The organism is Streptomyces sp. SID1328 (assembly GCF_009865595.1).
Lineage (GTDB): Bacteria > Actinomycetota > Actinomycetes > Streptomycetales > Streptomycetaceae > Streptomyces > Streptomyces griseoluteus.
The window spans coordinates 1-3584 of sequence record NZ_WWKH01000352.1 but is presented as its reverse complement, the minus strand read 5'-3'; the positions used below and the strand labels follow the sequence as shown (position 1 = coordinate 3584).

The 3584-nt window shown below is 75.6% G+C and carries 4 protein-coding genes; 3 read left to right on the top strand and 1 reads right to left on the bottom strand.

What is annotated here, in order from left to right; all coding sequences use genetic code 11:
• On the bottom strand, positions 1-132 hold a 132-nt coding region (locus tag GT030_RS10285; RefSeq protein WP_161200831.1), incomplete at its 3' end, for an ATP-binding cassette domain-containing protein.
• 107 nt (positions 133-239) lie between these two features.
• Here GT030_RS10285 and GT030_RS10280 point away from each other — a divergent pair.
• The 3 genes from GT030_RS10280 (at position 240) to GT030_RS10270 (ending at position 3282) form a co-directional block, all read left to right on the top strand.
• Positions 240-1385: a histidine kinase gene (locus GT030_RS10280; protein ID WP_161200830.1), complete on the top strand. Its 1146-nt coding sequence runs from the start codon at positions 240-242 to the stop codon at positions 1383-1385.
• A 14-nt stretch (positions 1386-1399) separates the two neighbouring features.
• Positions 1400-2053 (top strand): response regulator transcription factor, encoded by a 654-nt coding sequence (locus GT030_RS10275; RefSeq protein WP_161200829.1) that lies wholly within the window; start codon positions 1400-1402, stop codon positions 2051-2053.
• Between the two features lie 77 nt (positions 2054-2130).
• Positions 2131-3282 carry an ROK family transcriptional regulator gene (locus GT030_RS10270; RefSeq protein ID WP_086695149.1) on the top strand — a complete coding sequence of 384 codons (1152 nt, stop codon included), beginning with the start codon at positions 2131-2133 and terminating at the stop codon, positions 3280-3282.
• Positions 3283-3584 lie beyond the last annotated feature (302 nt).

Below are 3584 nucleotides of genomic sequence, written 5' to 3'. Positions count from 1 at the left end.
GGTGGACTTGCCCGCGCCGTTGGGGCCGAGGAAGCCGGTCACCCGGCCGGGGCGGACGGTGAGGGTCAGGCGGTCGACGGCGCGTCTGCCGCCGTACTCCTTGGTGAGGTCGCGGAGTTCGATGCTGGTCATGGCACGAGCCTCGCCGGACAGGCGGCCGCGTACCTCCCCCGCGAGCGGGAACCCGCTCCCTCGCGCGGGGGAGGCCGCTCGCCGGGCGCGGCTGTCAGGATGGCCGCATGGTCCGCTTCCTGCGCCCGCTGCTGCGCGGGACGACGTACACACGTCTGCTGCATCTGTGGGTGCCCATGCTGAGCGTGGCGTTCTGGATGTTCATCGACCCGCGCACCCCGTGGGCGCCCGCGCTGTTCCTCGTCCCGCTCGCGCTGATCCCGGCCGTGCGGCGGGGCGAGGGTGTGCAGGCGCGCCTGCTGCTGACACCCGGCGAGGCGGAGCCCGGCATCTCCGAGGAGCCCGCGCGGAGTTGGCGGGACCGGGGGCGCACGCTGCTCTGGCTGGAACTTCGGATGCTGCTCGGCGCGGTCGCCATGTTCGCCATGGTGCGGCTGCCGATCCTCACCGTCGAGCTGGCGGAGTGCGCGTGGGGTCCGCCGCCTTCCTTCCTGGACGGGCTCCCGCCGCACCGGGCGTACGCCCTGCTGGCCCCGCTCCCCCTCCTCGCGCTGTACGGCGTGGTGCTCGGCCTTGGCGCGCTGGTCACCCGGTGTGCGCGCCGGCTGCTGGGGCCTTCGGCGGCCGAGCGGCTGACCGCACTGGAGGAGCGGACCGAGCAGCTCCTCGAACGCACCCGCATCGCACGGGAGTTGCACGACTCGATCGGTCACGCGCTGACCGTCGCCGTGGTGCAGGCGGGGGCCGCGCGGGCGGCCGGGGACCCGGAGTTCACCGGGCGGGCGCTGAGAGCCGTCGAGGAGACGGGCCGGGCCGCGCTGGAGGACCTGGAGCGGGTCCTCGGGGTGCTGCGCGAGGCGGAACGGCCGGCGAGCGCCCGTCCGACGCTGGCGGACGCGGACCGCCTGCTGGAGTCGGCGCGTGCCTCCGGCGCGGAGGTCGACTTCCGGGCCACGGGCCCGGTGGAGTCCCTGCCCGGCCCGGTGTCGCGCGAGAGCTACCGCATCCTCCAGGAGGCGCTGACCAACGTCCTGCGGCACGCGGGCGCCGTGCCGGTACGGGTACGGGTGACGGCCGAGGGATGCCAACTGGCCCTGGAGATAAGCAATCCGCTCCCGGCGGCCCATTCCACGGCCGGGAGCGGCAGCGGCCTGCGCGGAATACGCGAGCGGGCCGCCCTGCTCGGCGGCAGCGCCCGCACCGGCCCGGAAGCGGGCGACTGGCTCGTGCGGGCCGAGCTTCCCCTGAACTGATCTACGCTGGCCGAATGCCGGTCACCGTACTCCTCGTCGACGACGAACCCCTGGTCCGTGCCGGTCTGCGGGCCGTGCTGGCGGCGCAGCCCGACATCGAGGTGGTCGGCGAGGCGGCCGACGGGGCCGCCGTGATTCCACTGGTACGGAGCCTGCGGCCGGACGTGGTGGCGATGGACGTCCGGATGCCGCTGCTGGACGGCATCGAGGCGACCCGCGCGGTGCTGCGCACGGTGGCCGAGCCGCCGAAGATCCTGGTGGTCACCACCTTCGAGGACGACGAGTACGTCTACGAGGCGCTGCGCGCGGGTGCGGACGGGTTCCTGCTGAAACGGTCCCGCCCGGAGGAGATCGTGCATGCGGTACGGCTGGTCGCGGCGGGGGACTCGCTGCTGTTCCCGGCGTCGGTACGGCAGTTGGCGGCCCGGTACGGCGCGGGCCGGGCGGACGCCGAACCGCTGGCCGGGGCGCGGCTGACCGAGCGCGAGGCGGAGGTGCTGCGGCTGATGGCGCGCGGGCTGACCAACGCGGAGATCGCCGCCGGGCTGGTCGTCGGGGCGGAGACGGTGAAGTCGCATGTGAGCGCCGTACTCGCCAAGTTGGGGGCGCGCGACCGCACCCAGGCGGTGATCGCCGCCTACGAGTCGGGCTTCGTCGCGCCCCGGTGACCGCCCGGCCCTCGCCGGGGTGGTCGGGGCCGAGTACGATCCGCCCCACACACGCCCGCGAGCTGGGAGGACGGACCGTGGGGCAGTTGACCGGTGGCGATCCCTCGCTGCTGCGGAGGATCAACTCCGCGGTGGTGCTGCGCGCGCTGCGCGACACCGACTGCGCGACGCTCACGGAGATCACCCGGGCCACCGGGCTGTCCCGGCCGACCGTCGAAGGGGTCGTGGAGGGCCTGGCCGAGGCGGGTCTGGTGGTGGAGCGGGCGGCCGAGGAGGGTACCGCCCGCCGTCAGGGGCGGCCCGCGCGCCGGTTCCGGTTCCGGGCCGAGGCGGGGCATCTGCTGGGGCTGGAGATCGGCGCGCACCGGGTGGTCGCGGTCGTCTCCGACCTGGACGGGCGGGTGCTCGGCACGCAGACCCGCGACGTCGACGAGAAGGCGCCGGCCGACGAGCGGCTGGAGCGGCTGCGCGGCACGGTCGCCGAGCTGCTGCGCCGCACCGGCGTCCCACGGGGCTCGCTGCGCGCGGTGGGCGTCGGCACTCCGGGCATCGTGGAGGCCGACGGAACGGTTCGCCTGGGCACCGCGCTGCCCCAGTGGACCGGGCTCCACCTGGGCGAGCGGCTCAGCCGCTCCTTCCGGTGCCCGGTGCTGGTGGAGAACGACGCCAATGTGGCCGCCGTGGCCGAGCACTGGCAGGGCGCGGCGAAGGACACCGACGACGTGGTGTTCGTGCTGGCCGGGCTGAGTCCGGGCGCGGGCTCGCTGATCGGCGGCCGGCTGCACCGGGGGCACGGCGGGGCGGCCGGGGAGATCGGCGCGCTCCATCTGCTGGGCCGGGAGGCGACCCCGGAGGCCCTGCTGTCCACCACGGACGAGCCGCTGCCGCCGCTGGACGAGCAGGCCGTCACCGAGGTCTTCGCGCTGGCGCGGGAGGGCGACGGTTCGGCGCTGGCCGCGGTGGAACGGTTCATCCAGCGGCTGGTGCACGACGTGGCCGCGCTGGTGCTGGCGCTCGACCCGGAGCTGGTGGTGGTCGGCGGCTGGGCGGCCGGCCTGGACGGGGTCCTCGACCCCCTCCGCCGCGAACTGGCCCGCTACTGTCTGCGGCCCCCGGCCGTGGCGCTGTCCCTGCTGGGCGAGGCGGTGGTGGCCACGGGCGCGCTGCGGCTGGCGCTGGACCATGTGGAGCGGCAGTTGTTCGCGGTCGAGGGCGCCGTGGGGGCGTGAGACCACAACGCCGCCACCCTCAGTGGGATTCGGGGGTCGGCGGGGTCGGCGAGGGCCCATGTGAAGCGTCCCTGTGCGCCGTCGCGGGGCGCATTCGGGCGTGCGGCCCACAAGCGGCCGCGCTCCCGTGGGCTTCCGGGGCGGCGGGTGCGCGGTGGCCCCATGTGAAGCGGCACTGTGCGCCGTCGCGGGGCGCATTCGGGCGTGCGGCCCACAAGCGGCCGCGCTCCCGTGGGCTTCCGGGGCGGCGGGTGCGCGGTGGCCCCATGTGAAGCGGCACTGTGCGCCGTCGCGGGGCGCAT